The organism is Hydrogenophaga sp., from assembly GCF_035481345.1.
Classification (GTDB): domain Bacteria; phylum Pseudomonadota; class Gammaproteobacteria; order Burkholderiales; family Burkholderiaceae_C; genus Hydrogenophaga.
Window position 1 is genome coordinate 1 of the sequence record NZ_DATIGV010000125.1, and the last position, 5,014, is coordinate 5,014.

General features: G+C 72.6%; 7 protein-coding genes. All 7 read left to right on the plus strand.

Going from position 1 to position 5,014, the window contains the following annotated elements; genetic code table 11:
* The first annotated feature begins 76 nt into the window (after positions 1–76).
* Positions 77–442 (plus strand): YciI family protein, encoded by a 366-nt coding sequence (locus VLG41_RS13800; protein ID WP_325349977.1) that lies wholly within the window; start codon positions 77–79, stop codon positions 440–442.
* Positions 443–542: 100 nt separating this feature from the next.
* Positions 543–959, plus strand: coding sequence for a YciI family protein (locus tag VLG41_RS13805; protein WP_325349978.1), 417 nt, complete (start codon positions 543–545; stop codon positions 957–959).
* A gap of 52 nt (positions 960–1,011) precedes the next feature.
* Positions 1,012–1,431 carry a VOC family protein gene (locus VLG41_RS13810; protein WP_325349979.1) on the plus strand — a complete coding sequence of 140 codons (420 nt, stop codon included), beginning with the start codon at positions 1,012–1,014 and terminating at the stop codon, positions 1,429–1,431.
* A 12-nt stretch (positions 1,432–1,443) separates the two neighbouring features.
* The gene (locus tag VLG41_RS13815; RefSeq protein WP_325349980.1) at positions 1,444–2,748 is read left to right on the plus strand and encodes an RNA polymerase sigma factor; all 1,305 of its coding nucleotides are present in this window, start codon (positions 1,444–1,446) and stop codon (positions 2,746–2,748) included.
* A gap of 34 nt (positions 2,749–2,782) precedes the next feature.
* Positions 2,783–3,328: a phosphatase PAP2 family protein gene (locus VLG41_RS13820; protein ID WP_325349981.1), complete on the plus strand. Its 546-nt coding sequence runs from the start codon at positions 2,783–2,785 to the stop codon at positions 3,326–3,328.
* 80 nt (positions 3,329–3,408) lie between these two features.
* Positions 3,409–4,584, plus strand: a complete 1,176-nt coding sequence (locus VLG41_RS13825; protein WP_325349982.1) for an NAD(P)/FAD-dependent oxidoreductase — start codon at positions 3,409–3,411, stop codon at positions 4,582–4,584.
* Positions 4,585–4,725: 141 nt separating this feature from the next.
* A complete protein-coding gene (locus tag VLG41_RS13830; RefSeq protein WP_325349983.1) occupies positions 4,726–5,007 on the plus strand; it encodes a DUF427 domain-containing protein in 282 nt (93 codons plus the stop codon).
* The last annotated feature ends 7 nt before the right edge of the window (positions 5,008–5,014 follow it).

A 5,014-nucleotide genomic window follows, 5' to 3' on the forward strand; every position in this document is an offset into this window, starting at 1 on the left:
GGCTTGACCCGCCGCGTCAAGCCGCGCCCACGTTCCCCGCATACGATGCCGGTTGATCCACATCCAGGGGAAGTTCGTGTCCTACATGCTGCTCATCATCGAACCCGCCGGCCAGCGCGCCGAGCGCACCGAGGCCCAGGGCCGTGACGTCTACGCCCGCATGCAGGCCTTCGGAGACACCCTGCGCGCGCAGGGCAAGCTCAAGGCGGTGGAATCGCTGGAGGGTGTGAACAGCGCGGTGCGCGTGAGCCAGGCGCCCGGCGCGGTGCGCCGGCTCGACGGCCCTTTCGCCGAGGCCAAGGAAATGGTGGGCGGCTTCTTCCTGCTCGACGGCGTCACGCGCGAGGAGGCCATCGAGCTGGCCCGCCGGTGCCCGGCGGCCGAGTGGGCCACGGTGGAGGTGCGGGGCCTGGCGCCGTGTTTCGACGAAAGTCGGGCCTAAGGGTTTGTACCTAGCTTGACGCCGTCGAAAAGCGGCGGACCGAACCGTCGTGGGGATGAAGCGGGCGAAATGGGTCGCCCGCACCGATCAGGAGATCCCCATGCGTTTCATGATCATCGTCCGCTCCATCCCCGAGTTCGAGGCCCAGGCCACGCCCAGCCCCGACCCGGCCGTCTTCGACGCCATGCTGCAGTTTCACCAGGAGCTGGCCCGCGCCGGCGTGCTGCTCGACGCCTCGGGCCTGCACCCCAGCCGCAAGGGCTGGCAGGTGCGCCATGGTCAGGGCGCGCCGCGCATCGTGGACGGCCCCTTCGCCGAGGCCAAGGAACTCATCGCCGGGTACACGCTGATCCAGGTGCGCAGCCGCGACGAGGCCATCGAGTGGTCGCGCCGTTTCCCCAACCCGGTGGGCGAAGGCAAACCCGCCACCGTCGAGGTGCGCCAGCTCATCGACCTGGACGAGATCCAGGCCGACGGCCCCAGCGTCGAAGCCTTCCGCCAGATGCTGCAAGCATGATGGCCTCGCCCTTCGCCTCCCTCATCATTCACACCCTCAAAAGGAACGCGCCATGCCCAGCCAGATCTTCGTCAACCTGCCCGTCGCCGACCTGCCGCGCGCCCGCGCCTTCTACACCGGCCTCGGCTTCACGCTCAACCCGCAGTTCAGCAACGACGAAGGCGCCTGCATCGTCATCAGCGAGCACATCTACGTGATGCTGCTGGTGCGCCCGTACTTCCAGACCTTCACCCACCTGCCCGTGGCCGAGCCCGCCAAGGCCACGGCCATGCTCAACGCCTTGTCGTGCGAGAACCGCGCCGAGGTCGAGTCCTTCGTCGCCAAGGCCCTGGCCGCCGGCGGCAGCACGCCCAATCCGGCCAAGGACCACGGCTTCATGTACCAGCACGGCTTCGCCGACCCGGACGGCCACCAGTGGGAGGTCTTCTACATGGACGAGGCGGCCTTCGCCCAGCAGGCCGAACAGGCCTGAGGCGGGCGACCGATGCACAGTGCGGTCCACCAGCGCATCGCCGCCACCTGGCGCCTTGAATCCGCCAAGGTCGTGGCCGCGGTCATGCGCCGCGTGCGCGACCTCGGCGTCGCCGAGGACATCGCGCAGGACGCGCTGGTGGCGGCGCTGGAGCACTGGCCGAAGGACGGCATTCCCGACAAGCCGGGGGCCTGGCTGATGCGCACCGCCCTCAACCGCGCGCTCGACCACCTGCGCCAGCGCGCCACGCGCGACGGGCACGAGGCCGACATCGCCGCCGACCTGGTGGCCCTGCAGGCCGACCGCGCGCCCGACGTGGCCGAGCAGGTGGACGCCGCGCGCCGCGACCCCATCGGCGACGACCTGCTGCGCCTGATCTTCACCGCCTGCCACCCCGTGCTCTCGGCGGACGCGCGCGTGGCGCTCACGCTCAAGCTGCTGGGTGGCCTCAGCACCCACGAGATCGCGCGCGCCGTGCTGCAGACCGAGTCGACCGTGGCGCAGCGCATCGTGCGCGCCCAGCGCACGCTGCGCGACGCTGGCGTGCCCTTCGAGCTGCCGCAGGGCCCCGCGCTGGCCGAGCGCCTGGGCTCGGTGCTGGAGGTCATCTACCTCATCTTCAACGAGGGCTACACCGCCACCCGCGGCAGCGACTGGATGCGCCCCGCGCTGTGCGACGAAGCGCTGCGCCTGGCGCGCGTGCTGGCCGACCTGATGCCGCGCGAGCCCGAGGTGCTGGGCCTGCAGGCGCTGCTGGAGATCCAGTCCTCGCGCAGCGCCGCGCGCACCGATGCGCAAGGCCGCCCCGTGCTGCTGGAGCAGCAGGACCGCGCGCGCTGGGACCGCCTGCTCATCCGCCGCGGGCTGGACACGCTCTCGCGCGCCGATCTGATCGCCGAATCGCCCGGGCCCTACCAGCTGCAGGCCGCCATCGCCGCCTGCCACGCGCGCGCCGCCTCGGTGAACGAGACCGACTGGGCGCGCATGGCCGCGCTCTACGCCGAACTCGCGCGGATCACGCCGTCGCCCGTGGTGGAACTCAACCGCGCGGTGGCCGTATCGCGCCACGCGGGCCCGGCCGCCGGCCTGGCCGTGCTCGCGCCGCTGCTGGACGAACCCGCGCTCGCGCGCTACCCCTGGCTCAGCGCCGTGCGGGGCGACCTGCTGCAGCAACTGGGCCGCACCCACGAGGCGCGCGAGGCCTTCGAGCGCGCGGCCGGCCTCACCGAGAACGAGGCCGACCGCGCCCTGATGCGCGAGCGCGCCGATGCGCTGCGCGACGGCCCGTCGGACCAGCCGCGCGCCGACCGCGCTTAATGTTCACGTCATCTGCGCGCCGCACAGTGCGCGCATGCCCGATCCGACGCTGACCCTTTCCCACGCCAGCCCCTGGCTGCGCTTCGACATGTGGTTGTTCCGCCGCCTCGGCGCGGGACGCGGGCCGGCCGCCGCGCTGACGCTGGCGCGTCTGATGGCGCGCTGGAGCTGGCTGCCGCTGCTGGTGCTCGTGGTGCTGGTGGCCCTGCCGCATCGGCTGGGGCCGGCGCTGGCCCTGTTGTGCCTCACCTGGGCCGGGCTGGTGCAGCTCGCGGGCAAGCGCCTGGCGCGGCGCTGGCAGGCGCAGCGGCCCTTCGCCATGGGCCTGTGCGCCAACCACCTGGGGCACGGTGGCCGCGCGGGTTTTCCCAGCAGCCACGCACTGGTGATGGGCGCGGTGCTGGGCGTGCTGTTGCCGCACACCGGCAGCGGCGCGCTGGTGGCCGCCATGGCGGCCGTGGCCCTGGGCACCGGCTGGGCGCGCGTGCACACCGGGGCGCACTTCCCGCTCGACGTGGCCGCCGGCCTGGCGCTGGGCGTGGCCAGCGGCTTGGCCTTCGGGCTCGTGCTCCCGGCATGATGGCCTGATTCCGGGCGCCTGGCGCCACGGGGGAACACCGATGGCGCGCCAGCGCGGCGCCCCGTCACACTGCGGGCACCATGACCGAGCCCGCCGCCGCCCCGTCCGATCACCACCCCGTCCTCATCGTCGGTGCCGGCCCTGCGGGCCTCGCGGTCGCCGGCAGCCTTCGCCTGCTGGGCCGCTCGTCCACCGTGGTCGACGAAGCCGCGCTGCCCGGTTCGTCCTGGCGCGAGCACTACGAGCGCCTGCACCTGCACACCGTCAAATCGCACTCGGCCCTGCCGGGCCTGCCGTTCCCCGACGCGGCGCCGCGCTACGTGCCCCGCCAGGGCGTGGTGGACTACCTCGAGGCCTACGCGCGGCACCACGGCATCGAGCCGCTGGGTGGCCAGACGGTGGTGCGCATCACCGCCGGGCCGACCGCCGAGCACGTGGCGCGCTGGCGCGTGCACACCGCCAGCGGCCGTGTGTTGACCGCCACCCACCTGGTGCTGGCCACCGGCGCCAACCGCGAACCGCGCACGCCCGTGTTGCCGGGGCAGGACGCCTTCACTGGCCGCGTGCTGCACAGCCACGCCTACCGCAACGCCGCGCCCTTCAAGGGCCAGAGCGTGCTGGTGGTGGGCATGGGCAACACGGGGGCCGAGATCGCGCTCGACCTGGCCGAGCAGGGCGTGGGCGTGGCTTTGTCGGTGCGCTCACCCGTCAACATCGTGTTGCGCGACGTGCTCGGTCGGCCCACGCAGCTCTCCAGCATCGCGCTGGCCAGGCTGCCCGAGCCCATCGGCGACGCCTGCGCCACGCTGCTGCGAAACCTCACCGTGGGCGATCTCTCGCGCTGGGGCCTGCGCACGCCGGCCGCCTCGCCGCTGCACCAGTTGCGCCACGAAGGCAAGACGCCCGTGATCGACGTCGGCACGCTCGCGCGCATCAAGCGCGGCGAGATCCCGGTGTACCCCGGCATCGCCACGCTCATGCGCGGCGGCGTGCGCTTCACCGACGGGCGCGGCCAGGCCTTCGACACCATCCTGCTCGCCACCGGCTACCAGCCCCTGCTGCAGGGGCTGTTCCCCAACCATCCCCTGCCGCTGGATGAGCGTGGCCTGCCCACGGTGCTGCACGGCGAGGGGCTGCTCGACGGCCTGCACTTCGTGGGCTTCGACATCCGCCAGCCGGGCGGGCTGCTGCGCACGATCGCGATGCAGGCCGAGCGCGTGGCCGAGCGCCTCGCGGGCGCGGCGGCGCCGGCCTGAGCGAGCCGCCTACTCCAATCGGCGCGCGCGGGTGGCGGGCGCGCCGATTGCCCTTTCGTCACATCCTCGGGCTTGCATCGCGTAAGAAATGCGCCCAGGATGCGACCCACCCCCATTCCGAACAACACCCGAGGAGCGCGCATGAAGGCGATCTGGAATGGCACCGTCGTTGCCGAAAGCGACGACATCGTGCTGGTCGAAGGCAACGCCTACTTTCCCGCCAGCGCCGTGCGCGCCGACGTGCTGCAGCACAGCAACCACCACACCTACTGTCCCTGGAAGGGGCAGGCCAGCTACCACAGCCTGCTCGTCGACGGCGAACTCAACCGCGACGCCGCCTGGTTCTACCCGGACCCCAAGCCCGAGGCCGAGATGGTGCGCGACCGCGTGGCCTTCTGGCGCGGCGTGCAGGTGGTGGACTGAGCATGCG

What these genes read in the sequence shown, in the direction of transcription:
- VLG41_RS13805 (WP_325349978.1), top strand. Translation starts at nt 543, where the DNA reads ATGCGTTTCATGATCATCGTCCGCTCCATCCCCGAGTTCGAGGCCCAG.
- VLG41_RS13810 (WP_325349979.1), top strand. Translation starts at nt 1,012, where the DNA reads ATGCCCAGCCAGATCTTCGTCAACCTGCCCGTCGCCGACCTGCCGCGC.
- VLG41_RS13815 (WP_325349980.1), top strand. Translation starts at nt 1,444, where the DNA reads ATGCACAGTGCGGTCCACCAGCGCATCGCCGCCACCTGGCGCCTTGAA.
- VLG41_RS13820 (WP_325349981.1), top strand. Translation starts at nt 2,783, where the DNA reads ATGCCCGATCCGACGCTGACCCTTTCCCACGCCAGCCCCTGGCTGCGC.
- VLG41_RS13825 (WP_325349982.1), top strand. Translation starts at nt 3,409, where the DNA reads ATGACCGAGCCCGCCGCCGCCCCGTCCGATCACCACCCCGTCCTCATC.
- VLG41_RS13830 (WP_325349983.1), top strand. Translation starts at nt 4,726, where the DNA reads ATGAAGGCGATCTGGAATGGCACCGTCGTTGCCGAAAGCGACGACATC.